The organism is Sphaerisporangium sp. NPDC004334 (assembly GCF_053602655.1).
In genome coordinates this window covers 105,288-128,750 of the sequence record NZ_JBSGDZ010000014.1, presented here as the reverse complement: position 1 = coordinate 128,750, position 23,463 = coordinate 105,288, and the positions used below count along the sequence as shown (strand labels likewise).

Below are 23,463 nucleotides of genomic sequence, written 5' to 3'. Positions count from 1 at the left end.
AGCCGGAAGACTAGGGAAGGCGACGAAGTCGCGCGCCAACGGGCTGGGCATTTGCCACTTCTCAACTGCATCCGGGTCACCGCCTCCCACCGAAAAGGCGGCCTGCGTAGGCGACTGACCTGCGCATTCGTAGCTCTTCCTCCCGTCTGTCCTCTCTGACCTGACGTCAGCCCGAAAGGGGAGATCCACACGTGTATTCCGACCGTCGGCCGCTGCGCCGCTTCCTGCTGGTCCTGGTGGCCGGCTTCGCGCTGGTCTTCGTCGTACGGCAGCCCGACAAGGCGGCCACCCTCGCCACGAGCGCCTTCAACGGGCTGATGACGGTGACCGACGCGCTGGCGTCCTTCGCCGGCAACCTCGGCTAATCGTGGCTGCGACGCCATGTCTGCCGTTGAGATCGTTTCGTTCGGCTACCTCCACGGTGAGCCGCCACCCGCGCACCTGACCATCGACCTTCGGCACCACTTCAAGGACCCGCACGTCTCGCCTGAGCTGCGCTACCTGACCGCCCGCGATGAGCCGGTGCGCGCCACGGTGCTGGGCACGCCCGGCATCGCCGATCTTCTGGAGGCCACCGCCACCGCGGTGGCCGCGTTCCTGACCGGCCCGAGTGCCGGCACCGTCACCGTGGCCGACGGGTGCGCCGGCGGGCGGCACCGTGCCCCGGTCTTCGCCGAGCACCTGGCCCGCCGGCTCCGCGGGGACGGCCTATCGGTCACCTTGCACCACCGCGACCTGGACAAGCCCGTCGTCCAGCGCTGACACCCGTTCATCCCGGGGGCGGCCCCAATCCGCCAAGACACGAGCCGCCCCCTTCGACTCCTGGCAAAGGAGCACCATCATCATGACCCACCAATCCAGCGCGCCGCCACGAGCCGAAAGGCCGGCGCCGACGCGGGACCGCGGGGCGCTGATCCTGCTGGCCACCGTCACCGCGCGCATGCCGCGCCACCTCGCCGAGGAGGCCGCGTGCGTGCTCGATCCGGAGTTACACACCGGCCCGGATGTGTTCGCCAAGGAGTCGGCCGAGGAGCGGGCGGCCCGTGAGCAGGTGGCCCGCGAGGTATGCGCGGACTGCCCGGTGTGGGCCTCGTGCCTGTTCTACGCCCTGGACGAGCGCCCGCAGGCGGGGGTGTGGGCGGGCCTGACCGCCGAAGAGATCGCCGCCCTGCCCGGCCGCGCCGCCGACGGCGCGGTGTGGTCACCGGGGGAGGTGGCCTGATGACCCTCGCGCCTCCCCGCTTCGCCGAGGCCCCCGAAGACGTCGCCGACCTGCCGGGGCTGGCCAAGCTGATCTGCGCACTGCGTCACAGCGCGCGCCTGCCCGGCCTGCTGGTCCACATCACCCCTGAGCTGGAGGACAACGCCGAGGCCCTGGCCGTTCGCTGCGACCGCACCCCGCGCATCGACCTGGGAACGGGTCTGCTGGGCGAGGGCGACGCGCTGTATGGGGTGCTGGCCCACGAGATCGCCCATCACGCTCTGGGACACGGTGTGGCCGCACCGTTTTGGCGTCGCCCGTCCTGGTGGGCCAGAGCCGCGCTGCTGGCCGGTCTGATCGTCCACCTGCCGGTGCTGCTGCTGGGCGTGCTGGGTTGCCTGGTGGTGGCCGTGCATGCGGCCGGTGTCCGCCGGGCGCGGCTGGAGGAGTTCGACGCCGACTTCCACGCCGTGCTGCTGCTGGACGCCGCCGGGCTGCCCGGCCGGCGCCTGATGGCCGCGGCGCTGGCCGACCTGATCGACCTGCCCGCCGGGTACCGGTTGATCGGCTGGCTGCTGGACGACCATCCCAGTGCCAAGGCCCGGCGCCGGCTGCTGGCCACCGGCCGGCGGGCGCGTCGGCTGCGCTGGGCGCTGCTCTGGCAGCGCACCCACGCCCCCGCCCCGGCCCGCGGAGTGTCGTGCTCGTCCTGCGGGCTGAGCCACCCGCCCGGCACCCGGGGAGGGGCGCGATGAGCCGCATACGCGCCCGGTTCTGGGACCCCACAGGGGCGCGGCACGGCATTCCCACCTGGCCGTGGCGGATGGCGCCGCCGCACCTGCGCACGCTGCGCCAGCTCGCCGCCGAAGGGCTACGCCCAGGCGGACAGGACGTGCAGGCGCAGATCATGTGGGCCTCGCGTCGGCACGGCGCCCCGGGGGTGCGGGTGGCGTTCTTGTATGACGTGCGCCTCGCGCTGCCCAAGCGCACCGCCACCGCCCACCAACTGGAGGCGCTGGCCAAGGCGAACGCCGCACGCCGTACCTGTCCCACCTGCGGCATCGACGCCGGGTATGTGCTGCCGCGGCACCTGGGCGTCTGCCTGGACTGCGCCGGGGAGGTCGCGGCATGAACCTGCGCCTGATCGGCGAGCCCGCCGAAGTGACCGCGTTCGGCCGGGTCCAGTGCATGCGGTTCGCCGTCGCTCACGTTCGCGGCCTCTACCTCGTACGCCGCGGCGCCGGCCCGGCGATGGAGCCGCCCACCTGCTCATCAAGAAGGGACGCCCGATGACCGCCCCCGCTCCTCCTACCGCCTGCGCAGGGTCGGGCCCGCCGCAGACCGCAGGCATGACCCCTGCGGGTGGGCGTCGCGACTGGATCGCTGATGCCGGTATCGCGGTGGTGGCCGTGGCTGCGCTGATCTCCAGCGCCAGCGCGCTGACCGGCCTGGCCAAGCTCGCCGCCTGGGGTGATGAGCTGTCGCTGTTGCTGCCGCTGATGGTGGACGCCTACGGCATCACCTCCACCCGCATCTGGCTGTCAAAGGCCACGCGCTCACCGCGGGTGCGCCGGCACGCCGCCGGCAACGCGGTGGCCGCGATCGTGATGAGCGTGGTCGGCAACGTCGTCTACCACGCGATCCAGGCCAAGGCGCTTCAGGTGCCGTCCTGGGTGCTCGTGGTGGCGGTGTCGGTGGTGCCACCGGTCACCATCGGCCTGCTGTCGCACCTGGTGGCGCTGCGCTCAGGGGATCACGCCGAACCCGCGCCGCGCGGCGGCCCGTCCGGCACCCCGCCGACCACACCCGAGCCCGTACCGACTCCGACCGCCGTACGCATCGAGCGGCTGCCCCGTACCGACCCCGCCCCCGCTCCCGTACGGGAGGATCGGCGCGCGGTCGCCGCCCGTACGCCCGCCGCGGCGGATGCCGCCGCCTCCCGTACGGGTGTGGTGAATCTGGCCGCCGTACGGGACGGGGCGGGCGAGTCGGCCCGTACGGAGGTCAGGCCGGTGGATCGTGCGCGGTTCATCGCCGATCTCGTACGGGACATCCGCGCCGCCGCCGCGAACGGTGGTACCTGGGAGCCTGACTATCCCGTACTGGAGAAGGTGTCGGGGTATCGCCGCTCATGGTGTGAGAAGGCCGTACGGGAGGCCCGTGAGCAGGCCCGTACCGCCGATCACGCCCGCCCGGCCACACCGCACACCCCCGTCGCGCCGCCGGCCGTCCCCATGGCCGTCGCCGGCCGCGGCGCCGCGCCCGCCGAGGTGGCGCCGACGGGCGACAGCGGGCGGGAGGTGGCCCCGTGAGCCGCCACAAGCCCGACAAACGCCCGCTGAGCCACCATGCAGCCCAGGCCCCGTCACCGGCCGCTGCGGGCCGGCCGAAAGATCTGACCCGCCGACCGCATGAGGGCATCTCGCTGCGCTCGGGTTCGGCGGCAAAGCCGATCACCACGGCGCGGACGCTGCCCCCAACAGGCGCCCGTACGGGGCGCGGCCCCTTATGGCGAGAGGCGTGATGGCCATGACACGTACCGAATCGCCGGTGTACGTCATCACCGACGCCGCCGCGTCCCGTACGGCGCTGCCCGCCCGGCCTGCCATCCCGCTGTCCGTACGGCTGACGGTGCGGGCGGCGTCGGCGCTGGCCGTCCTGGCCCTGCTGCACCTGATCGTGCCCGTGTACGGCTGCCGGTGGTGGCTGTACGGGGCGGCGCTGATGTGGATCGCCTGGCCGCTGCTGCGCCCCGTACGGCAGATCGCCGGACACGTGCTGGGCGCTGCCGATGCGCTCATCGCCGCGGCGCTGGGCACCCGCCGGCTGGCCTACCTCACCGTGCTGCTGCGCCAGGCCGTACGCGACCCACGCGCCCCGGCCCGTGACGCTTCCTGCCCTCGAAAGGAGAGCTGCCCATGAGTACCCCTGACCCCTACGCCGGTCAGCAGGCCCCGCAGGACGCCGGCAGGTCTGGCCGTGGCCGGATTCCGGAGTTGTCGTCCATCCCGTGGGCCGGCCCGTCGGCGATCACCCAGTACGCCAAGGTCGGCCGCGACTTCGCCCGCGACCTGGGCGAGGAGTTCGCGCTCGGCGCCGATGAGTTGTATGCGGTGCTGGTCCGCAGCTTCAAGGGCCACCCGGTGCTGAGCGTGTTCGGCGGCCCCGACGTGCGGCTACGCGCCCGCCGGGTGGTCAAGCGGCTCCAGCGGGCCGCGGAGTTGCAGCGCGGGGCGGGGGTGGAGCTGGTGAAGTTCCACGCCCAGTTCCGCAAGGAGTTCGTTGAGGTGCTGCCTCAGGCCAAGCCGGAGCGGCGCCCGCAGTTCAACTGGAATGAGGACGTCTGATGGCCACGCGCACCCCTGCCACGACCCGGACCCCGGCCGGCGCGGACGCTGCGGCGCTGCCCGCGGTCCATGACTCCTCTTCCTGGGAGCAGGTGGCCACCCGCGAGGTGTCCAAGGCCCTGCTGTACTTCCCGCCCTGGCTGATCGGCGTCCTGCTGTTCGGCCTGGGCGCGGGGTTCCACTTCACCCTGCGCAGCGACGACCCGCAGACCGTGGCGTGGACGACCGCGCTGATCATCACGTGCGTGCTGGCGCTGACCGCGCTGACCTGGCGCCAGTCCCATGCCCGCAGCCTGTCGGGGCGGGCGCACACCACGCTGACCACCCTGGCGGGCGGGTTGTGGGTGTGCGCGGCCACCATCAACGGTCCGGCCACCACGGTCACCGGACGGCTGATTCTGATCGGCGGGGTGTCGTTCGCGTTGTCGTTCAACATCCGCACCGTGATCCGCGCCAAGCAGATCGACGTGGCCGGCGCCGCAGCCGACCCGCTGGGCTTCCTGTTCAACCGCGGCGCCGAGAAAGCCGGCATGGCCCAGGTGCAGGCACGCACCATCACCGCCACCCCCTACAAGGTGACCGGCGAAGTGCAGTTGCACGAGGGCAAGCAGATCGCCGATGACCTGCAAAAACGCGTCCCCTACGTCGAATCCGGGATCGGCCTGCCGCCGGGGTCGATCACCACCGCCCTGGACCCCGACGACGCCTCCAAGGCCACGATCACGATCTCCGACCCGCGTGTGATGAAGCACCCCATCCCGTGGGGCGGTCCCTCCCGCGTGGGGGCGTCGATCGCCGAACCGGTGCGCCCCGGCCTGTGGCAGGACCAAGACGAGATCGCGTACGTGATCGTGGGGCACCACGTGCAGATCATGGGCAAGACCGGTTCGGGCAAGTCCATCGGCGGCGCGTGGAACCTGCTAGCCGAGATCGTCACCCGTCGGGATGCGGCGGTGTTCGCCATCGACATCACCAAGGGAGAGCAGACCCTCGGCCCGCTCAAGGCCGCCCTGCACCGGCTGGAGACCACCCCCGAGGGCGCTCGCGCCCTGCTGCGCGACATCCAATCGCAGGTCAAGCCGCGCACCGACCTGCTGGCCTCGAAGAACTTGCAGAAGTGGGCGCCCGGGTGCGGTTTGACGTACTGGGTGCTGTGGCTGGAGGAGTTCCCCGACATCTACGACGCGCTACCTGACAAGGAGCAAGAGCAGTTCCTCAGCCTGATCAAGGCCATCCGCTCCGCGGGCGGCACGGTGGTGCTGTCGTTGCAGCGCAGCGACTGGACCCAGATGCCCACCATCGCCCGCGGCCAGCTCGCCAAGATGTGCTTCGGCGTCGATTCGGCCGCCGATGCCACCTTCGGGCTGTCGGAAGCCCAGCAGGACGCCGGATGCCGGCCCGAGCTGTGGAGCAACAAGCAGCCCGGCATGGCCTACCTGGACGCCCCGTCCATCCCCGAGGACCGGATCTCGATGCCGATGCGTACCTACGCCTGGGGCATCACCGCCGCCGGCGACTTCGATGACGAAGCGGCCAACGCGCAGATGCGGGCGCACGCCGCGGCTTTCCCCGCCGTTCACAAGCAGATCGACCCCATTACCGCCTCGCTGTCACGACTCGATCTGGCCGCGCTGGCCGCGCCCGCTCCGCTGCCCACCGGCCACCCGCCGGCCACACTCGATGAGCACGCCGACGACGCTCAGGACGACGTGGCCGCCGAGTACCTGCACAGCGACGACCCCGACCCCAGCGTTCAGGCCGGGATCGATGACGAGATCCCCGATCTGGAGGACGGGGAGCCGCCGCTGCGGTTCGCCCAGCCCGAACGGAAGATGAGCGCCGAGGAACGTGGCGCTGCGCTGATGGCGCACGTGCAGGACATGTGGGACGACGGCGCCCGCGACTTCTCCTCCGGCGACCTCAAGCCGCTGTGGGAGAGCACCGACATGTCCCGCGCCTGGGTGCAAAAGCAGCTCAAGCGCCTGCTTGCCGCCGGGATCCTGACCGGCTACGACGACGAGGCACAGCGCTACCTGATGGCCGACCGCCCCCAGGTCTGACCGGCCACGACCACCACCGTGGCACCCCGCCCGGGTGCCACGGGAGGGGGCTGGGGGAGAGAGTTACAGGCCAGACACCCTGCCACGCGTCGTGGCACCCCGCGTGGCACCCGCCGTGGCCCCCTGCTGGCACCCCGCGTGGCAGGGGCGTGGCCCCTCTCCTTCGCCCTTCGTGGCACCTGTGGCAGCAAGATCAAAAGCTTTCGCGGTGCGTCCCACGCGCAGCCGTGCGCGCGAGCCTGCCCGCCCACACCTCACACCCCATCCCGTGGAAGGGACAACCGACCATGACCCCGCTGCGGCTCAGCCCGCCCCAATGGCGCGTCCTGCGCTACCTGGCCACCTACAGCGCCACCGCGACCCGTACCGGCTTCCTGGCCAGGCGGGTGCAGGACATCACCGGCGCGGGTGACGCTTATCTCACCGGCCTGGCCGACCTCGGCCACATCACCGGCCGCCTGCATGGCGGCGATGACCAGCTCTATCCGATCATCATGCAAACCGTCCGCAACCCGCGGCTGCGCATCTGTCTCACCTCCTCGGGCAAGAGCGCCGCCGAGACCATCGAGGTTGCCTACCGCGCGCTGCACCACCTGCGCACCCACGCCCCGGCTCCGCTCACCCTCACCACGCTTCAGGATGACGCCGGGATCGGGCAGGACACCTTGACCGAGTTGGAAGCCCGGGGCTTCATCGAGGTCACCCCGATCTGCCCCGAGTGCGAAGAGCCGGCCGAACACGCAGCCCCGACCTCCTGGACCCCTGCCTGGGGCCGTGCGCCGTCGTGGTCGCACCTGGACGGAGAGCCGCTGTGCCCGGTGGTCGGAGCCAACGGCTACCAACCCGCCACCCCCACCACCACCGACCGCCAGGTCACCATCACCGGCTTCGGCCGCCGCTACACCGAGCCCCACACCAGCCAGGACCGGTCATGACCGGCGACCCGTCCATCCTATCGGCCCTGGCCACCCTCGCCGTCTGCGTGACCATGCTCGCGGTGCTCGCGCTGGCCCTGGTGGTGGCCTACCGGGTCAGCCTCAAACGCCACCCCTACACCCACTGCTGGCGCTGCCAAGGGACCGGAGAGCGCCGCAGCCGGCTGTTCGCCAACTCCTTCGGTCACTGCCCCGACTGCGAGGGCACCGGCCACCGCCCCCGCGCCGGTGCCCGCCTGCTCAACGTCCGCTGATCTCTCACCACCGTTCGCTGCCTCCAGTAATCCGCTGATGGAAGGAAGACCGCTCATGTCCGGCGAGACCACGATCACCATCATCGGCAACCTGACCGCCGACCCCGAACTGCGCTACACCCAGACCGGCACCGCCGTGGCCGGGTTCTCCATCGCCTCCAGTTCGCGCACCTACAACAAGCAGCTTGAGCAGTGGGAGGACGGCGAGGCGCTGTTCCTGCGCTGCTCGGCCTGGCGCGACCTCGGCGAACACGTCGCCGCCTCGCTGACCCGTGGTACCCGCGTCATCGCCTCCGGCCGGCTGTGCATGCGCACCTACGACACCACCGACGGCGAGCGCCGCACCGTCTACGAGATGACCGTGGACGAGATCGGCCCCTCCCTGCGCTTCGCCACCACCGAGGTGAAGAGGACAACCCGCACCCACAGCACCGCCAACGCCAACGGCGCCAGCGTCGGCGAGTCCGACCCCTGGCGCGTCTCCACCCCCGCTCCCGCGGGAGCCGGCGCCGGTGGTTCCGGCGGCTGGGCCGGCGACGAGCCGCCGTTCTAACCCGCCCCGCACCGGCCTATCCGCCCGCCCCGGGGCGGCACACCCACCGCCGCCCCGGGGCGGCACACCCACCGCCGCCCCGGGCTCCCCGGAAAGGAGACCACGCCCATGGTCAACGCCACCGCTGCCACCCCGGCCGGCGCGCAGGCTACGTTGTTCGCCCTCGACCCGAGCGCCGACGCCCCGGTGTCGGGAGTTCCCTACCTCGGCACCGACCCCGCCGCCAGTGACGCCGCGCTGGCCGGTGACGGCTACGGCTGGCTCGCCGCGGCACTGCCCGCCCCTACGGCGCCGCCCTGCTCCGCCTGCCACCGGCCGCAGATCCTCCCGACCTCGGCGCCGGTGCTGTGGACCTGCCCGCGCTGCCACCCGCTGGAGGCCCGATGACCCCGCCCCCGACCAGCCCGCCCGGCCACTATGTGCGCCGTCACGGCGGACGCACCCTGACCATCCACACCCCGGCCGGGTTCGACCCCCGCGCCTTCGCGACCTTCGCCGCCGGTGAGGAGGTCTTGGGGCTGGATGTGGAGACCAGCGCCATCAACGACAAGGGACCCCGCCAGTTCGACCCCGGCTTCACCGTGCGACTGGTCCAGTTCGCCGACACCTCCCACGCCTGGGTCCTGGACCCCACCGACCCCGCCCAGAACGCCGCGATCCGCGCCACCCTCGCCGACCCCGCCCGCCGCTTCGTCACCCACACCAACTACGACCCGCTCGCGGTGTGGGCGGTATTCGGCATCGCCCTCGGCCAACGGGTCATCGACACCCACCTGATCTCCAAACTCCTCGACCCCGACGAGCGCGCCGGGCACGGGCTGAAGGAACTGACCGCCCGCCACCTCGACACCGGCCTGATGGAAGCCGAAGCCGCGCTGCACGCCCGGATGCGTGCCGCCGCCCCGGCCGGCCACCGTGCGGGCAACGCCTGGCTCACCTGGGGCTGGAACCACCTCCCCGCCGACGATGAGAGCTACCTGGTGTACGCCGGGCTGGACGCCATCTACGTCCGCCGGCTGCTACCCGCGCTGCTGCGCCAGTGCCGCGCCTTCACCCACCTGGTCCACATGGAACAGTGGCTCGCCGCCCGCTCCACCGCCATCACCATCCGCGGCCTACTGCTGGACCGCCCCTACACCACCGACCTGCTGACGGCGATCAGCGGCGAGCACGCCGACGCCGAAGCCCACATCGCCGCCGCCCTCGGCGTCCCAGGCGGCTCGCCCCGCTTCGCCGCCTGGCTGGACGACCGACTCGCCGCCGCCGGCGTCACCGGCCTGCCGCGCACCCCCACCGGGCGGCTTCAGATCACCGCCGATACCCTCACCGCACTGACCACCCGCCACGCCACCGCCCTGCCCGCCGACGTGCGCGAACTGGTGGGCGCGCGGTTGACCATGGCCCGTACCTCCAACCTGATCGCCAACCTGCGGTCCTTCCTGAACGCCGCCGACCCCGCCGGGCGGGTCCACCCCCAGATCAACACGCTGCGCGCCAAGACCGCCCGCATGTCCATCACCGGCCCCGCCCTGCAAACCCTGAAGAAACACGACCCGCGGCTACGGCACTGTTTCCGCGCCGACCCCGGCCACGTGCTGATCTCCTGCGACTTCTCCCAGGTCGAAGTACGCGTGGCCGCCGCCCTGTCCGAAGATCCCACCTTGACCAGGGTCATCGCCTCCGGGGTGGACATCCACGACGCCACCGCCGCCCTGATGTACGGCCCCGACTTCACCAAGGAACAGCGGACGGTGTCCAAGCGGGCCACGTTCGGCACCCTGTACGGCGGCGGCGCAGGCGCCCTGGCCGAACAGACCGGCGTCACCCCCGAGACCGCGCGGCAGGTCATCGCCCGATGGCAGTCCACCTATCCCCGCGTCATCGCCTACACCCGAGCACTCGCCGGCCAGCAGATGGTGATCACGCCAAGCGGGCGGCACATCCCCGCCGACCCCGCCCGCGGCTACGCCAACGGCAACTACATGATCCAATCCACCGCCCGTGACCTGCTGCTGGCCGCCGTCTACACCTTCGCCACCCGCCACCCCGACGCCAAACTCTGGCTGTTCGTCCACGACGAAGTCATCATCCAAGCCCCCCAGCACGACGCCGAACGCCTCCGCGATGCCCTCCAGCAGGCGATGACGACCACCTTCCGCGGCGTGCCGATCCTCGCCGACGCCGAGATCCTCGGCACCCACTGGGGCCATCTGCCCGAGCACACCGTCACCGCGGATGACTCGGTAAGGCGGATCGCCGCATGACCACCTCTACCACCCCACCGATCACCCCACCGGCCCGCCGGCTGCCGGCCCCGCCGGTGCGGGTGCCGAACGGGCTGCGCGTCCTTGACGGCTGCTGCTGCGCCGGCGGCGCCGCGATGGGCTACCACCTCGCCGGATTCGAGGTGACCGGCGTGGACATCACCCCACAACCGAACTACCCCTTCACCTTCCACCAGGCGGACGTGGTCGAGTTCGTCCGCGCCCACGGGCACGAGTTCGACCTCATCCACGTCTCACCGCCCTGTCAGGCCGACTGCACCCTCACCGCCGGCACCAACCAGGGACGCACCTACCCCCGGCTACTGCCCGCCGTCCGCGCCGCCCTGCACCACACGGGCCGGCCGTGGGTCATCGAACAGCCGATCGGCCGGGCGGACATGCGCCGTGACCTCCTGCTGTGCGGGCTGATGTTCAACCACCTGAAGGTGTTCCGACACCGGCAGTTCGAGCTGCACGGCATCACCGTCCCCCAACCCGCCCACCCCACCCACCGCGGGCACCGGGTCCGCGGCTGGCGGCACGGCGCCTACCACGACGGAGACATGGTCGCCGTCTACGGCGACGGCGGCGGCAAAGGCAGCATCACCGAATGGCAGACCGCCATGGGCATCACCTGGACCGACGTCCGCCGCGAGATCGCTGAAGCCATCCCACCCGCCTACACCCACCACATCGGCCACGCCATCGCCACCGCCCTCACCACCGGCGCGACCACCCACCAAGGCGACAGGGTCTCCATCGCCGCCTGACCGCCCCGCGCCCCCCAACTGGTGGCACTACCGGCACACCGACAAGGCCACCAGTTGGGGGCAGCCGGCCCCCGCTGATCTTCCCGCGCCCTCTCACCCGCCCGCATGGCCACCGAAGGGAAGGAACACAGATGCCCCGTGAACTGACCGCCGCCGCGCTCGACTGCGCCGCCCGCCAATGGCACGTCTTCCCCCTCACCCCCGGCAGAAAGCACCCGCGCCGCGGCTTCACCGCCTGGGAACAGCACGCCACCACCGACCCCGACAAGATCACCCAAATCTGGGCCCGCGGCCCCTACAACATCGGCATCGCCTGCGGCCCCTCCCACCTGATCGTGATCGACCTCGACACCCCCAAACCCGGCGACCACCCGCCCGCCGAGCACACCGCCCGCGGCATCACCACCGGAGAGCAGGTCTTCCGCACTCTGTGTGAACGCCACGGCCGGCCCTACCCCGCCGACACCTTCACCGTCACCACCCGCCGCGGCGGCACCCACCTGTACTTCACCGCACCGCACGACCTCGCCCTGGGCAACACCAGCGGGACCAAAGGCAACGGGTTGGGCTGGCTGATCGACACCCGCGCCCGCGGCGGCTACGTCGTCGCCCCCGGCAGCCACGTCGCCCAACCCGACGGCACCGGCACCTACCACATCACCAACCCGACCCCACCCGCCCCGCTGCCCACCTGGCTCACCACCCTCCTCACCCCACCCCCGCCGACGCCGACACCGGCGAGCGCCATGCCCCGGCCGGCCCACCTCGGCCACGTGCGGCTGTCCCGCTACGGCCAAGCCGCCCTGACCGGCGAGATCGAACGCGTCGCCACCGCACCCGACGGCGGGCGCAACCACGCGCTCAACCTCGCCGGCTGGAAACTCGGCAAGCTCATCGCCCGCGGCATCCTCCCCCGCGACCTGGTCGAACACGCCCTACTAGGCGCCGCCGAGACCGCCAACACCCACAGCCGCGACCCCCGCCCCACACACACCCTCGCCGCCGTCATCGGCTACGCCATCGACGCCGGCATGCGCACCTGACCCGCGCTCCCGCCACCGATCACCAGGGAGACCCATCCATGGCCCAACCCGCCACCCGCGGCGCCGCCTTGCTGGACGCCCTACGAGACGCACTCACCCGATACGTGATCCTGCCCACCCCCGAAGCCGCCGACGCGGTCACCCTGTGGATCGCCGCCAGCCACGCCCAACCCGCATGGGCACACGCCCCCCGCCTGGTCATCCGCGCCCCCGAGAAGCGCTGCGGAAAATCCCGGCTGCTGGACGTGGTCGAAGCCACCTGCCACGACCCGTTCATCACCGTCAACAGCAGCAGCGCCGCGGTCTACCGGTCCATCAGCGACGACCCGCCCACCATGCTCGTGGACGAAGCCGACACCATCTTCGGCCCCAAAGCAGACGGCAACGAAGACCTACGCGGCCTGCTCAACGCCGGCCACCAGCGCAACCGACCCGCCAAGAGATACGACGCCAACACCTGTCGCGTGGAATCCATCCCCACCTTCGCCATGGCCGCCCTCGCCGGAATCGGCGCCATGCCCGACACCATCGAAGACCGCGCCGTCGTCATCCGCATGCGCCGCCGCGGCCCCGGCGAAACCGTCGCCCCCTACCGCCACCGCCGCGACCGCCCCGCCCTGCGCCAACTCGCCGCCGACCTGTCAGCGTGGCTACGCGCCGACCTGGCCACCCTGGAACACGCCGAACCCGCCATGCCCGTGGAAGACCGCGCCGCCGACACCTGGGAACCCCTCGTCGCCGTCGCCGACCACGCCGGCGGCGACTGGCCCGGCCGCGCCCGCGACGCCGTCACCGCCCTGACCGCCGAAGCCGACGACAACGGCCAACCCTCACCCCGCGTCCGCCTGCTCACCGACTGCCGCACCGCGTTCCGCACCGACACCGCCCTGCCCACCGCCACCCTGCTGGAACGGCTCAAGGCCGACCCCGAAGCCCCATGGGCCGACTACGGCCCCACCGGACTCACCGCCATGAAGCTGGGCACCCTGCTACGCGAGTACGACATCCGCTCCGACACGATCCGCTTTCCGCCCCCAGTAGGTCAGGCCAAGGGCTACCAGCGCGCCGACTTCGCCGACGCATGGGCACGCTACTGCCCCGCCCTCGACACCCCCGAGAATCACCTGCCGGCGACGACGCAACCGGGGGACGTGCTCCCGTTCGGGAGGGGGAGCCGTACCAGCCGTACCAGCCTCAACGCCGCAGCTCAGACACGGTACGGCTTGGAGCCTGGTACGGCTCAAGCCGTACCACCCACCGATCTTGGTACGGCTTGAGCCGTACCACCGACCAAGCCGTACCAGCCCTGACCAGCAAAAACGAGGCTGGTACGGCTGGTACGGCTACCCCCCTCAAACTTGCTCGTCCGCATCCGCAGAACAGCCAAACCACTGCGCATTGCTGAGGAGAACACCCTGCCATGACCATCGCAGCGCCGGACGTGGTCCGGCTTCACCCGGCCGCCATCACTGACTCGGCGGAGACGTTGCTGCTCACGGTGGAAGAGGCCGCGCGGCAGCTCAGGATCGGTCGGACCCGTATGTACCACCTCGTGACCAGCGGTGCCGTCGAGTCCGTGTTCATCGGCCGGCTTCGGCGAGTGCCGATGGAGTGCCTGCACGAGTACGTGAAGACCCTGTTGGCCGATGGTGGCCAGCATGACAAGACCGTCGCCTGAGAGGGGCACTGAGTGGGACGTAAACCGAACGGCGCTTCGAGCATCTACCTAGGCGCTGATGGCAAGTGGCACGGGCGCGTGACGGTGGGAGTCAAGGACGACGGGACACCCGACCGCCGACACGTGAAGCGCAAGACTCAGGCCGAGGTCATCAAGGCAGTCCGCGAGCTTGAGAGGGCACGCGACAGCGGGGGAGTTCGCAAGGCCGGCCAGCGCTGGACGGTCACGACATGGCTTACACACTGGATCGAGAACATTGCGGTTCCCCCTGCCATCCGCGAGAGCACCCACGCCGGCTACCGCGTTGACGTACAGACCCATCTGATCCCCGGAATCGGGGCTCACCGGCTCGAAAAGCTCAGCCCGGAGCACCTGGAGAAGCTGTACGCCAAGATGCAGCGGGAGGGGAAGTCAGCAGGAACCGCTCACCACGTTCACCGGACCATACGCACAGCGCTCAACGTGGCCGTACGGCGTGGCTATCTGACCAGTAACCCCGCCACGCTCGCCAAGGCTCCGACTGTGACCGAGGAGGAGGTAGAGCCATACGAGATCGAGGAGGTGAAGCAACTTCTGAAGGCTGCCGACGAGCTTCCTCGGAATAGCGCTCGATGGGCCGTCGCCCTCGCCCTGGGGCTGAGGCAGGGTGAGGCATTGGGGCTGAAGTGGACGGATGTGGATCTCGACAAAGGGGTCTTGCGGGTCCGGAGAGGTCGGCAGCGTCCCAAGTACGAACACGGGTGCGGGGAGACCTGCGGGCGTAAGGCTGGTTACTGCCCAGAGCGTCGGCAGACCCGTTCAGAGACGGCCGACACGAAGTCACGAGCTGGCCGGCGCACCATCGGCCTACCTGGTCAACTCGTCTCCCTCCTGCGGAAGCACCAGCAAGAGCAGGAGTCCGACCGCAGCAAGGCCCGGCAGCTCTGGCAGGACGGTGGATGGGTCTTCGCCAACGCCACCGGCGGCCCCCTCAACCCGAACACCGACTACCACCAGTGGAAGGATCTCCTGAAGGCCGCCGGCCTGCGGGATGCTCGTCTCCACGATGCCAGGCACACGGCCGCTACTGTCCTGCTGATTCTGGGAGTCCCCGAGCGAACTGTCATGGCCATCATGGGATGGTCGAGCACTGGCATGGCGCGGAGATACCAGCACGTGACCGACACCATTCGGCATAGCGTTGCGAAACAGGTGGACGGTCTTCTTTGGGCGGCAGAACCGGACAAATCTGTTGAATAGGCTTAATGGCTCGCTCTCGCCGTGGGAATTGTGGGATTTCTGTGTATAGCGCTGTGAGCGCTAGTAGTGTCAGACCAGGCGTCTCGCCAAGAGCGTCTTCATTCCAGTCGGGCCACCTTGTAGTCCTTAGGCCACCGTGCCTCAGGAGAGATCGGCTGATGGAGGAAGACCTGGTGGAAGATACGTCTAGTAGCAAGTCCAGGCATGATCGGTTTCACCAGTGGGCCCGCACAGGGCTGGCGTTCGCGAGATTTCTGATCTCGCTCGCTATGTGGTCACCGTTCGACGACTGGAGGCGCTAGCTGAGGGCCCCCCTAGTGACGATAGGGGGGCCCTTCGCTGTGCTCAGCCAAGCCGCGAAGCGCTTAGCCCGTGAACGCTGTGACGCGTTCACTGTAACTTTGTCCATAGATACGGACGAAGTTACGGGCCTAGCATGCCATACACGGCCATGAGCATTCGAGCGTTCTGGAAACTCAAGTTGCCACTTATTTCAGCGGTGAAACCCCGTTGGGATGGGGTACCCCCTCGGACTGTTGATCTTGTCTCAGAGGCTCTCAGGGCCGTCGGGGGAGAGAGGTGCTGTGCCGGCGCGATGCGCGAACAGGGGATGACTTGGATCGGCGCGGAGGATGGGAGCGGCGGTGTCGGGCGTCTACTGAGACCCAAACTGAGACCCTGACAGCACGAAGGCCCCGGTTGGATCGACCGGGGCCTTCGTGTTCTTGCTGCTCAACCAAGCGCGGAGGATAGGAGATTCGAACTCCTGAGGGGTTGCCCCCAACACGCTTTCCAAGCGTGCGCCCTAGGCCAACTAGGCGAATCCTCCGCCGAGAAGCTTACCGGACTTCGGAGCCTGCCGAGACCATGGAGATGACGACGAATCGGTCTCGACGTTCCCCGGCGGGTGCGCCCCGAGCACTGCAGCGCACGGCTAGACTGTCACCGGACCCCTCGCACGGCGTCATCCTGTGAACCTCCCCAGGGCCGGAAGGCAGCAAGGATAAGCGGGCTCTGTCGGGTGTGCGAGGGGTCTCTTCGCTGGAGCCTCGAGGCGGTGTCGTCACATGATCGCGACGATCGGCACATACGACCCGGAAGACGCTTCGGTGATCACCCACTCCGACCCCCTAGGCGAGGAGACGGCATGAGTCTCGCTCTCTACCGCAAGTACCGGCCTGGGACGTTCGCCGAGGTCAAGGGTCAGGAGCACGTCACCGAGCCACTGCGGCAGGCGCTCAGCACCGGCCGCGTCAACCACGCCTACCTGTTCAGCGGGCCGCGCGGGTGCGGCAAGACCTCCAGCGCGCGCATCCTCGCCCGCTCGCTCAACTGCGAGAAGGGCCCGACGCCCGACCCCTGCGGCGAGTGCGAGTCGTGCGTGGCCCTCGCGCCCACCGGGCCGGGCCACCTCGACGTCATTGAGATCGACGCCGCCTCCCATGGAGGCGTGGACGACGCCCGCGACCTGCGCGAGCGCGCGTTCTTCGCCCCGGTGTCGGCGCGGTTCAAGATCTACATCATCGACGAGGCGCACATGGTGACCCGCGAGGGTTTCAACGCGCTGCTCAAGCTCGTCGAGGAGCCCCCGCCGCACCTGAAGTTCGTCTTCGCGACCACCGAGCCCGAGAAGGTCATCGGGACCATCAAGTCGCGCACCCACCACTACCCGTTCAGGCTGATGCCCCCGGCGACGCTGCGGCAGCTGCTGGAGGAGATCCTCCTGTCGGAGTCGGTGCCGTACGAGCCGGCCGCGCTGCCGCTGGTCGTGCGGGCGGGGGCCGGCTCGGCCCGCGACTCGCTGTCGATCCTGGACCAACTCCTGGCCGGCGCCGACGAGGCCGGCATCACCTACGCCCGGGCCGTGTCCCTGCTGGGGTACACCGACGGCGGGCTGCTCGACGAGATCATCGCCGCGTTCGCCCGGCGCGACGGCGCCGCGGTCTTCCAGGCGGTGAACCGGGTGGCCGAGGGAGGTCACGACCCGCGCCGGTTCGCCATGGACCTTCTCGAGCGCTTCCGCGACCTGGTCATCCTCGCCAACGTGCCGGAGGCGGCGCACAACGGCCTGCTCGACCGCCCGGCCGACGAGCTCGAGCGGCTGGCCGGGCAGGCCGCCTCCATGGGGCCCGGCGAGCTGACCCGCGCGGCCGAGGTGTTCAACGCCGGGCTGATCGAGATGCGCGGCGCCACCTCTCCCCGTCTGCTGCTCGAGCTCATGTGCGCCCGGGTGCTGCTCCCGGCCGTCGACCAGGGCGAGGCCGCGATGCTCGCCCGCCTCGAACGGCTGGAGCGCGGCGGCGTGGTCGCGGCGGCCGCACCGGTGCCGGGCGCCGTGACCTCCGGCACGCGGGCCGGCGCGGCGCACGAGCCGCGGGGCGCCGGCGAGCCGCAGTACCCGCAGCCGGGCCAGTCCCAGCACGCGCCCGTTCCAGATGCTCAGGAGGCCCCTGGGCAGGACGTCTCCGGTCAGGGCCGGCCGCCGGTCGAGGCGAGGACGCCCGCCGCCCGTCCGCCCGCGGACGACTGGCCCGCCCCCGCGCGGGCCGGCGCCGCCCGCACGCAGGAGGGCTCGGCCGCTCCCCAGGCGCCGGCGCACCGGCCGGACGCCCCATCCGCCGGGCCCGTGGTCCAGGCGGCGTCCGGCGCGTTCCAGCACACCTGGCCGCAGATCCTGGACGTGCTCAAGCGGCGCTCGCCGGCCGTCTGGGCGAACGTCAACACCAACTCCCAGCTGATCGGCGTCGAGGACAACATCGTCACGCTGGGCTTCAGCCAGGTCGGCGCCATGCGCAACTTCGTCAACGGCGCCAAGGACGCCGTCGTGGCCGCGGCCATCGCCGAGGTCATGGGCGGCAACTGGCGGGTCGAGGCCGTGGTCGGCAACGCGCCGGGCGGCGGCGCGCCCTCGACTCCGGCGGTGCGGCAGGCGCCCGCCGCCAGGCCGGCGCCCGCGCGGCAGGAGGCCCCGCCGGCGGCGCAGGCTCCCGCCCAGCCGGGCCCCACAAGCGCGCCGGCACCGGCGCGGCGGCAGGCTCCGGCCTCCGCGCAGCGGCCTGCGGGGGCGGCGTCCACGGCGTCCACGGCAGAGGAGCCATGGCCGGACGCGCCGCCGCCGGACGACGAGGGGCATCCTCCGGGCCCCGGGTTCACCGCCGCCCGTCCAGGGCTCGCCGCGGCGCGCTCGGCCGCGCAGGCGGCGGCCCAGGCCGGGCCGCGCCAAGCGGGCGCCACCGGGTGGCCGGACGCCGTCCCGGGCCGTCCGGGGCCGGCGTCGGTCGACGCCGACGAGGTCGATCCGGACAACGACGCGGACGCGGACGCCGACGCGCTGACCGGCATGGCCCTCGTCCAGCGTGAGCTCGGCGGCCAGGTCATCGGCGAGATCGACCACACCTAGACCGCGTCGCCCGCCGCACGACGGCGCCGGATTCGCCGTACCCCCTCTCGCCGACCCGGCGCCGGGCAAGGCGCAGCACGGCGTGGGAAGAAAGCTGAGCCGGGGCGGCCGGACGTGTCGAGCCGGGTGGTGGGCAGCGAGCCGGGGCGGGGTGAGGGGTCGGCGGGGCGTGGTGGCTCTTATGCGGTCTTGACGTTATGCGTGCTGTTCCTTGGCACCGTCGCCGTGCCGGTTCTGGGACGCTGGAGTCGCGCACCGGGCGGGGGCGGCGCGCCCGGTCGGGCGGTACGGTCACGACCGTGCCGGCATGATCGTCGAGGGCCGGGGCCACCCGGTGCGATGTGGTCCGCACCTGGGGCGGGCATCTTCGGCGCCGTGTCCCGCGGCCGGTCCCCGCTTGCCTACAACGGACGGCGCCAGTGCAACATCCGTGGCAAACCCCGTAGGCTCGTGCCACACGCGAAGCCATGAGGAGCGCACGATCGTGAATCCAGGTGATGTCAACCTGCAGCAGTTGCTCGAGCAGGCGCAGCTCATGCAGCAGCAGCTCGCGACCGCACAGCAGGAGCTCAACGACGCGGAGGTCGAGGGCACGGCCGGCGGCGGCCTGGTCGTCGCCACCGTCAACGGGAGCGGCGAGCTGCTCGAACTGAAGATCAGTCCCAAGGCCATCGACCCCGGTGACCCGCAGGACACGGCCGACACGGTCGCCGACCTGGTGATCGCGGCGGTGCGCGACGCCGTCCGCGCGGCGGCCGACCTCCAGCAGGAGAAGCTCGGCCCGCTGGCCCAGGGCCTCGGCGGGGGCGGACTCCAGCTTCCGGGGTTCTGACCGCCATGTACGAGGGGGTCGTCCAAAACCTGATCGACGAACTGGGCCTGCTTCCCGGCGTCGGTCCCAAGAGCGCGCAGCGCATAGCGTTCCACCTGCTGGCCGCCGACCCGGCCGACGTCAAGCGGCTGGCGCACGCCTTGCTGGAGGTCAAGGAGCGCGTCCGCTTCTGCCGCGTCTGCGGGAACGTCGCGGCCGAGGAGGAGTGCCGCATCTGCCGGGACGCCCGGCGCGATCCCCATGTCATCTGCGTCGTCGAGGAGTCCAAGGACGTCGTCGCCATCGAGAAGACGCGCGAGTTCCGCGGCCGCTACCACGTGCTGGGCGGGGCGATCAGCCCCATCGAGGGCGTCGGACCGGACGACCTGCGCATCCGTGAGCTGATGACGCGGCTGGCCGACGGGCGGGTCACCGAGTTGATCCTCGCGACCGATCCCAACCTGGAAGGGGAGGCCACGGCCACCTATCTGGCCAGGTTGGTCAAACCGATGGGTTTGAAAGTGACACGATTGGCCAGCGGTCTGCCAGTGGGCGGAGACCTCGAGTACGCCGACGAGGTCACCTTGGGCCGCGCTTTCGAAGGACGGAGGCTGCTGGATGTTTGACGAGTGGAACGCCATGGCGGACCGCATCGCCGCGCACGCGCAGAACTATCTCGACGGCTTGACGAGACTGGCGGGCGGCGAGGGCGGCGACGCCATGCTGCCCATGCTGCTCGTCGAGGTCTCGCAGGTCAGTCTGGCGGGTGCGCAGCTCGGAGCGGCGCAGGATGTGATCCTGCAGGGCAATTTCGAGCCCGCGACCGGTCCCGACCCCGACCTCGACGGGGTGCGCACGGCGCTCGCCACGCGTCTTGGCCCGGTGGACGACTACGCCGAGGTGTTCGACCCCTACAAGGACACCGGGGTCACGGCCTACCGCCTGTCGGACGACCTGACGGCCGTCGCGGCCGATCTGATCCACGGGCTCGGCCACTACCGCGCGGGGCGCCCGCTGGAGGCGCTGTGGTGGTGGCAGTACTCGTACTTCAACACCTGGGGCAACCACGCGGGCGCGGCCATGCGGGCGTTGCAGGCGCTGGTCGCCCACACCCGCCTGGACGTGGTGGAGGAGACGACCACCGCCTGAGCCCGGCGGCCGGCGCGGGGCCCCCGCGCCGGCACGGTCGTCCACCCGTCGGACCGGTCGTCCACAGGCCGTGTCCGGTTCGGGCTGGTCAACGGGGCCGGTTGTCCACATGCTGGGCTTAATCGGCGGCGGTCATGGGTGCCCCCAGTAGACTGTGAGCTCCGCATACTGAACCTTTGGGAGACATCCCGTGGCGCTCGTTGTCCAGAAATACGGTGGTTCCTCCGTCGCCGACGCCTCCCGCATCAAGCGGGTGGCCCAGCGGATCGTCGCGACGAAAAAAGCCGGCAACGACGTCGTGGTGATCGTCTCGGCGATGGGCGACACGACCGACGAACTGCTCGACCTGGCCCAGCAGGTGACGCCGCTGCCCCCGGGGCGCGAGCTCGACATGCTGCTGACCGCCGGCGAGCGCATCTCGATGGCGTTGCTGGCGATGGCCATCGCCAACCTCGGCGACGAGGCGCGGTCGTTCACCGGTTCCCAGGCCGGCGTGATCACCGACTCCACCCACGGCAAGGCGCGCATCATCGACGTGACGCCCGGCCGCATCCAGGAGGCCGTGCGCAGCGGGCAGATCGCCATCGTCGCCGGCTTCCAGGGCGTCTCCCAGGACACCAAGGACATCACGACGCTCGGGCGGGGCGGTTCCGACACCACGGCCGTCGCGCTGGCGGCGGCCCTGGGCGCCGACGTCTGCGAGATCTACACCGATGTCGACGGCATCTTCACCGCCGATCCGCGCATCGTCCCGGCCGCCCGCCAGATCCCCCGCATCTCCTACGAGGAGTCGATGGAGATGGCGGCCTGCGGCGCCAAGATCCTGCACCTGCGCTGCGTGGAGTACGCCCGGCGGTTCAACCTGCCGATCCACGTCAGGAGCTCGTTCAGCAGCAAGGAAGGCACCTGGGTCGTCTCCGATCCCCACACTGAAGGAACCGAGATGGAGCAGCCGATCATCTCCGGCGTCGCGCACGACCGGAGCGAGGCAAAGATCACTGTCGTCGGGGTTCCCGACAAGGTCGGAGAGGCCGCGGCCATCTTCAGAACGCTCGCGACCGCCGAGATCAACATCGACATGATCGTGCAGAACATCTCGGCCGCCGCCACCGGGCGCACCGACATCTCCTTCACGCTGCCCTCGGCCGACGGCACCTCCGCCGTCACGGCCCTCAAGCGCATCCAGGAGCAGATCGGCTTCGAGAAGATCCTCTTCGACGACCAGATCGGCAAGGTCTCGCTGATCGGGGCGGGCATGCGCTCCCACCCCGGCGTCACCGCCACCTTCTTCGGCGCCCTGGCCGACGCCGGCATCAACATCGAGATGATCTCGACCTCCGAGATCCGCATCTCGGTCATCGTCAGCCAGGACGAGGTGGACGCGGCCGTTGCCGCCGCCCACCGGGCCTTCGACCTCGACAGCGACCAGGTCGAGGCCGTGGTGTATGGAGGCACCGGAAGATGAACGCCCACGAGCACACCGGCGAGGAGAGTGACCGAGCAGTGAGTTCCGACAAGCCCACCCTGGCCGTCGTCGGCGCCACCGGCGCCGTCGGCACGGTGATGCTGGAGATCCTGTCCAGCCGTCCCGACGTCTGGGGCGAGATCCGCCTCATCGCCTCACCCCGCTCGGCCGGCAAGAAGCTGGTGGTCCGCGAGCGGGAGGTCGAGGTCGTCGCGCTCTCTCCTGAGGCGTTCGACGGGGTCGACGTCGCCATGTTCGACGTGCCCGACGAGGTGTCGGCGCAGTGGGCGCCGGTGGCCGCCTCCCGCGGCGCGGTCGCCGTGGACAACTCCGGCGCCTTTCGCATGGATCCCGACGTGCCCCTCGTGGTGCCCGAGTGCAACCCCGAGGCGATCGCCCGGCGGCCCAAGGGCATCATCGCCAACCCCAACTGCACGACGCTGTCGATGATGGCCGCCCTCGGCGCCCTGCACCGCGAGTACGGCCTGCGCGAGCTGGTCGTGGCGTCGTACCAGGCCGTCTCCGGCATGGGCGTCGCGGGGCCCGAGCGGCTCTACGACGAGATCGCCGCGGTGGCGGGAAACCGGGCCATCGGCACGGTGGCCGGCGACGTCCGCAAGGCCGTCCCCGACCTGGTCGACTCGCCGTTCCCGGCTCCACTCGCGTTCAACGTGGTGCCCGCCGCGGGCTCGCTCAAGGAGGACGGCTGGTTCTCCGAGGAGCTCAAGGTCCGCAACGAGTCCCGCAAGATCCTCGGCATTCCCGACCTGAAGGTCTCGGCCACCTGCGTGCGCGTGCCGGTCATCACCACCCACTCGCTGGCCGTGCACGCCACCTTCGACGAGCCGGTGACGGTGGCCGCGGCGCGGGCGGTGCTGGAGGCCGCGCCGACGGTGGTCGTCCTGGACGACCCGGCGAAGGGCGTGTTCCCCACCCCTGCCGACGTCGTGGGCACCGACCCCACCTACGTGGGGCGCATCCGCCAGGCGCTCGACTTCCCCAACACGCTCGACATGTTCGTCTGCGGCGACAACCTGCGCAAGGGCGCCGCACTGAACACCGCCGAGATCGCCGAACTGGTCGCCGCAGAACTCTCCTCCCGCTGACCCACCCGCACACCACTCGATCGCATCCGCCCTCGGCCGTTACATCGCGTTCCGCTTCGGCCGCGGGCGGGTGCGGCGTGGGTGCCGGAAGTGGGTCGACAGTGGGTGTGCGCCGGACGCGCCGGTTGCCGTCCATCCGCGCGATCAAGCGCGCGGGTGTGTCCCGTGAGGCCACGCGCCCCCTCGGG

The 23,463-nt window shown here is 70.9% G+C and carries 26 protein-coding genes, 1 tRNA gene and 1 other RNA gene; 27 read left to right on the top strand and 1 reads right to left on the bottom strand.

Annotated elements, in window-relative coordinates; all coding sequences use genetic code 11:
• The first annotated feature begins 191 nt into the window (after positions 1-191).
• From ACWEN6_RS19810 to ACWEN6_RS19715, 20 genes are all read left to right on the top strand, one after another.
• Entirely contained in the window at positions 192-365 is a 174-nt protein-coding gene (locus ACWEN6_RS19810; protein WP_452571637.1) for a hypothetical protein, read from the top strand.
• A 16-nt stretch (positions 366-381) separates the two neighbouring features.
• Entirely contained in the window at positions 382-762 is a 381-nt protein-coding gene (locus ACWEN6_RS19805) for a RapZ C-terminal domain-containing protein (protein WP_452571635.1), read from the top strand.
• An 82-nt stretch (positions 763-844) separates the two neighbouring features.
• Complete coding sequence (locus tag ACWEN6_RS19800; RefSeq protein ID WP_452571633.1) at positions 845-1,222, top strand: WhiB family transcriptional regulator; 378 nt, start codon at positions 845-847, stop codon at positions 1,220-1,222.
• The gene (locus ACWEN6_RS19795) at positions 1,222-1,956 is read left to right on the top strand and encodes a M48 family metalloprotease (protein ID WP_452571631.1); all 735 of its coding nucleotides are present in this window, start codon (positions 1,222-1,224) and stop codon (positions 1,954-1,956) included. The genes ACWEN6_RS19800 and ACWEN6_RS19795 overlap by 1 nt, the downstream gene beginning before the upstream one ends.
• A complete protein-coding gene (locus ACWEN6_RS19790; RefSeq protein WP_452571629.1) occupies positions 1,953-2,333 on the top strand; it encodes an RRQRL motif-containing zinc-binding protein in 381 nt (126 codons plus the stop codon). The genes ACWEN6_RS19795 and ACWEN6_RS19790 overlap by 4 nt, the downstream gene beginning before the upstream one ends.
• The gene (locus ACWEN6_RS19785) at positions 2,330-2,494 is read left to right on the top strand and encodes a hypothetical protein (protein ID WP_452571627.1); all 165 of its coding nucleotides are present in this window, start codon (positions 2,330-2,332) and stop codon (positions 2,492-2,494) included. Before ACWEN6_RS19790 ends, ACWEN6_RS19785 begins: the two co-directional genes overlap by 4 nt.
• 116 nt (positions 2,495-2,610) lie before the next feature.
• Positions 2,611-3,513 (top strand): hypothetical protein, encoded by a 903-nt coding sequence (locus ACWEN6_RS19780; protein ID WP_452571626.1) that lies wholly within the window; start codon positions 2,611-2,613, stop codon positions 3,511-3,513.
• Between the two features lie 217 nt (positions 3,514-3,730).
• Positions 3,731-4,123, top strand: a complete 393-nt coding sequence (locus ACWEN6_RS19775) for a hypothetical protein (RefSeq protein ID WP_452571624.1) — start codon at positions 3,731-3,733, stop codon at positions 4,121-4,123.
• Positions 4,120-4,548: a hypothetical protein gene (locus ACWEN6_RS19770; RefSeq protein ID WP_452571622.1), complete on the top strand. Its 429-nt coding sequence runs from the start codon at positions 4,120-4,122 to the stop codon at positions 4,546-4,548. The genes ACWEN6_RS19775 and ACWEN6_RS19770 overlap by 4 nt, the downstream gene beginning before the upstream one ends.
• Positions 4,548-6,608 carry a hypothetical protein gene (locus ACWEN6_RS19765; protein ID WP_452571620.1) on the top strand — a complete coding sequence of 687 codons (2,061 nt, stop codon included), beginning with the start codon at positions 4,548-4,550 and terminating at the stop codon, positions 6,606-6,608. Before ACWEN6_RS19770 ends, ACWEN6_RS19765 begins: the two co-directional genes overlap by 1 nt.
• Before the next feature lie 287 nt (positions 6,609-6,895).
• Positions 6,896-7,543: a hypothetical protein gene (locus tag ACWEN6_RS19760; protein WP_452571618.1), complete on the top strand. Its 648-nt coding sequence runs from the start codon at positions 6,896-6,898 to the stop codon at positions 7,541-7,543.
• On the top strand, positions 7,540-7,797 hold the full coding sequence (locus tag ACWEN6_RS19755) for a hypothetical protein (RefSeq protein ID WP_452571616.1): 258 nt from the start codon (positions 7,540-7,542) through the stop codon (positions 7,795-7,797). Before ACWEN6_RS19760 ends, ACWEN6_RS19755 begins: the two co-directional genes overlap by 4 nt.
• Before the next feature lie 55 nt (positions 7,798-7,852).
• Positions 7,853-8,350, top strand: a complete 498-nt coding sequence (locus tag ACWEN6_RS19750) for a single-stranded DNA-binding protein (protein ID WP_452571614.1) — start codon at positions 7,853-7,855, stop codon at positions 8,348-8,350.
• Positions 8,351-8,458: 108 nt separating this feature from the next.
• The gene (locus ACWEN6_RS19745; RefSeq protein WP_452571612.1) at positions 8,459-8,737 is read left to right on the top strand and encodes a hypothetical protein; all 279 of its coding nucleotides are present in this window, start codon (positions 8,459-8,461) and stop codon (positions 8,735-8,737) included.
• On the top strand, positions 8,734-10,614 hold the full coding sequence (locus ACWEN6_RS19740; RefSeq protein WP_452571610.1) for a DNA polymerase: 1,881 nt from the start codon (positions 8,734-8,736) through the stop codon (positions 10,612-10,614). Before ACWEN6_RS19745 ends, ACWEN6_RS19740 begins: the two co-directional genes overlap by 4 nt.
• The gene (locus ACWEN6_RS19735; protein WP_452571608.1) at positions 10,611-11,384 is read left to right on the top strand and encodes a hypothetical protein; all 774 of its coding nucleotides are present in this window, start codon (positions 10,611-10,613) and stop codon (positions 11,382-11,384) included. Before ACWEN6_RS19740 ends, ACWEN6_RS19735 begins: the two co-directional genes overlap by 4 nt.
• Positions 11,385-11,515: 131 nt before the next feature.
• Positions 11,516-12,427 (top strand): bifunctional DNA primase/polymerase, encoded by a 912-nt coding sequence (locus ACWEN6_RS19730; RefSeq protein ID WP_452571606.1) that lies wholly within the window; start codon positions 11,516-11,518, stop codon positions 12,425-12,427.
• Between the two features lie 38 nt (positions 12,428-12,465).
• Positions 12,466-13,704: a DUF3631 domain-containing protein gene (locus tag ACWEN6_RS19725; protein ID WP_452571604.1), complete on the top strand. Its 1,239-nt coding sequence runs from the start codon at positions 12,466-12,468 to the stop codon at positions 13,702-13,704.
• Positions 13,705-13,847: 143 nt separating this feature from the next.
• A complete protein-coding gene (locus ACWEN6_RS19720) occupies positions 13,848-14,105 on the top strand; it encodes a helix-turn-helix domain-containing protein (RefSeq protein WP_452571602.1) in 258 nt (85 codons plus the stop codon).
• A 12-nt stretch (positions 14,106-14,117) separates the two neighbouring features.
• Positions 14,118-15,344, top strand: coding sequence for a tyrosine-type recombinase/integrase (locus ACWEN6_RS19715; RefSeq protein ID WP_452571600.1), 1,227 nt, complete (start codon positions 14,118-14,120; stop codon positions 15,342-15,344).
• A 743-nt stretch (positions 15,345-16,087) separates the two neighbouring features.
• Here the strand turns inward: ACWEN6_RS19715 and ACWEN6_RS19710 are convergent.
• A tRNA-Ser gene (locus ACWEN6_RS19710) sits at positions 16,088-16,173 on the bottom strand.
• 116 nt (positions 16,174-16,289) lie between these two features.
• Here ACWEN6_RS19710 and ffs point away from each other — a divergent pair.
• From ffs to ACWEN6_RS19675, 7 genes are all read left to right on the top strand, one after another.
• Positions 16,290-16,385: signal recognition particle sRNA small type (ffs, locus tag ACWEN6_RS19705), an RNA gene on the top strand.
• A gap of 106 nt (positions 16,386-16,491) precedes the next feature.
• Positions 16,492-18,744, top strand: a complete 2,253-nt coding sequence (locus ACWEN6_RS19700; RefSeq protein WP_452571598.1) for a DNA polymerase III subunit gamma and tau — start codon at positions 16,492-16,494, stop codon at positions 18,742-18,744.
• A gap of 484 nt (positions 18,745-19,228) precedes the next feature.
• Positions 19,229-19,576, top strand: coding sequence for a YbaB/EbfC family nucleoid-associated protein (locus ACWEN6_RS19695; RefSeq protein ID WP_452571596.1), 348 nt, complete (start codon positions 19,229-19,231; stop codon positions 19,574-19,576).
• A gap of 5 nt (positions 19,577-19,581) precedes the next feature.
• A complete protein-coding gene (gene recR, locus ACWEN6_RS19690) occupies positions 19,582-20,181 on the top strand; it encodes a recombination mediator RecR (RefSeq protein WP_354851666.1) in 600 nt (199 codons plus the stop codon).
• Entirely contained in the window at positions 20,174-20,704 is a 531-nt protein-coding gene (locus ACWEN6_RS19685; protein ID WP_452571594.1) for a DUF5063 domain-containing protein, read from the top strand. Before recR ends, ACWEN6_RS19685 begins: the two co-directional genes overlap by 8 nt.
• A gap of 190 nt (positions 20,705-20,894) precedes the next feature.
• Positions 20,895-22,169, top strand: a complete 1,275-nt coding sequence (locus tag ACWEN6_RS19680) for an aspartate kinase (RefSeq protein WP_354851662.1) — start codon at positions 20,895-20,897, stop codon at positions 22,167-22,169.
• Positions 22,170-22,207: 38 nt separating this feature from the next.
• Positions 22,208-23,275 (top strand): aspartate-semialdehyde dehydrogenase, encoded by a 1,068-nt coding sequence (locus tag ACWEN6_RS19675; RefSeq protein ID WP_380830119.1) that lies wholly within the window; start codon positions 22,208-22,210, stop codon positions 23,273-23,275.
• The last annotated feature ends 188 nt before the right edge of the window (positions 23,276-23,463 follow it).

What these genes read in the sequence shown, in the direction of transcription:
- ACWEN6_RS19805 (WP_452571635.1), top strand. Translation starts at nt 382, where the DNA reads ATGTCTGCCGTTGAGATCGTTTCGTTCGGCTACCTCCACGGTGAGCCG.
- ACWEN6_RS19800 (WP_452571633.1), top strand. Translation starts at nt 845, where the DNA reads ATGACCCACCAATCCAGCGCGCCGCCACGAGCCGAAAGGCCGGCGCCG.
- ACWEN6_RS19795 (WP_452571631.1), top strand. Translation starts at nt 1,222, where the DNA reads ATGACCCTCGCGCCTCCCCGCTTCGCCGAGGCCCCCGAAGACGTCGCC.
- ACWEN6_RS19790 (WP_452571629.1), top strand. Translation starts at nt 1,953, where the DNA reads ATGAGCCGCATACGCGCCCGGTTCTGGGACCCCACAGGGGCGCGGCAC.
- ACWEN6_RS19785 (WP_452571627.1), top strand. Translation starts at nt 2,330, where the DNA reads ATGAACCTGCGCCTGATCGGCGAGCCCGCCGAAGTGACCGCGTTCGGC.
- ACWEN6_RS19775 (WP_452571624.1), top strand. Translation starts at nt 3,731, where the DNA reads ATGACACGTACCGAATCGCCGGTGTACGTCATCACCGACGCCGCCGCG.
- ACWEN6_RS19770 (WP_452571622.1), top strand. Translation starts at nt 4,120, where the DNA reads ATGAGTACCCCTGACCCCTACGCCGGTCAGCAGGCCCCGCAGGACGCC.
- ACWEN6_RS19765 (WP_452571620.1), top strand. Translation starts at nt 4,548, where the DNA reads ATGGCCACGCGCACCCCTGCCACGACCCGGACCCCGGCCGGCGCGGAC.
- ACWEN6_RS19760 (WP_452571618.1), top strand. Translation starts at nt 6,896, where the DNA reads ATGACCCCGCTGCGGCTCAGCCCGCCCCAATGGCGCGTCCTGCGCTAC.
- ACWEN6_RS19755 (WP_452571616.1), top strand. Translation starts at nt 7,540, where the DNA reads ATGACCGGCGACCCGTCCATCCTATCGGCCCTGGCCACCCTCGCCGTC.
- ACWEN6_RS19750 (WP_452571614.1), top strand. Translation starts at nt 7,853, where the DNA reads ATGTCCGGCGAGACCACGATCACCATCATCGGCAACCTGACCGCCGAC.
- ACWEN6_RS19745 (WP_452571612.1), top strand. Translation starts at nt 8,459, where the DNA reads ATGGTCAACGCCACCGCTGCCACCCCGGCCGGCGCGCAGGCTACGTTG.
- ACWEN6_RS19740 (WP_452571610.1), top strand. Translation starts at nt 8,734, where the DNA reads ATGACCCCGCCCCCGACCAGCCCGCCCGGCCACTATGTGCGCCGTCAC.
- ACWEN6_RS19735 (WP_452571608.1), top strand. Translation starts at nt 10,611, where the DNA reads ATGACCACCTCTACCACCCCACCGATCACCCCACCGGCCCGCCGGCTG.
- ACWEN6_RS19730 (WP_452571606.1), top strand. Translation starts at nt 11,516, where the DNA reads ATGCCCCGTGAACTGACCGCCGCCGCGCTCGACTGCGCCGCCCGCCAA.
- ACWEN6_RS19725 (WP_452571604.1), top strand. Translation starts at nt 12,466, where the DNA reads ATGGCCCAACCCGCCACCCGCGGCGCCGCCTTGCTGGACGCCCTACGA.
- ACWEN6_RS19720 (WP_452571602.1), top strand. Translation starts at nt 13,848, where the DNA reads ATGACCATCGCAGCGCCGGACGTGGTCCGGCTTCACCCGGCCGCCATC.
- ACWEN6_RS19700 (WP_452571598.1), top strand. Translation starts at nt 16,492, where the DNA reads ATGAGTCTCGCTCTCTACCGCAAGTACCGGCCTGGGACGTTCGCCGAG.
- recR (WP_354851666.1), top strand. Translation starts at nt 19,582, where the DNA reads ATGTACGAGGGGGTCGTCCAAAACCTGATCGACGAACTGGGCCTGCTT.
- ACWEN6_RS19685 (WP_452571594.1), top strand. Translation starts at nt 20,174, where the DNA reads ATGTTTGACGAGTGGAACGCCATGGCGGACCGCATCGCCGCGCACGCG.